Genomic DNA, 269 nt, shown 5'->3' with positions numbered 1-269 from the left:
GGTAGTGATCGAGATAGCGCGGGGGGAGCCCGTGCTCATCTCGCGCCTCGACATTCTGCTGGAAGGAGAGGCGGGCAGCGACGAGGTCTACAGCGAGCTGCTGGACAAGTTGCCCCTGAAGGAGGGGGATCCCCTCAACCATGGCAAGTACGAGTCCATCAAGGCGGATCTCGGCAGCCTGGGGCTGGCGCGGGGCTATTTTGACGCCAAGATCAGCAAGAGTCAGGTGAAAGTCTTCCCGGATCAGGGCAAGGCCGAGATCTATATCC

The 269-nt window shown here is 61.0% G+C and carries 1 protein-coding gene; it reads left to right on the top strand.

Annotated elements, in window-relative coordinates; translation table 11 throughout:
- Positions 1–31: 31 nt before the first annotated feature.
- Positions 32–269: POTRA domain-containing protein (locus B4920_RS26405; protein WP_305847129.1), on the top strand; the 238-nt coding region annotated here is incomplete at its 3' end.

The sequence above is a fragment of the Zoogloea sp. LCSB751 genome (assembly GCF_002028455.1).
GTDB lineage: Bacteria > Pseudomonadota > Gammaproteobacteria > Burkholderiales > Rhodocyclaceae > Zoogloea.
This window is presented reverse-complemented; position numbering and strand designations above follow the sequence as displayed.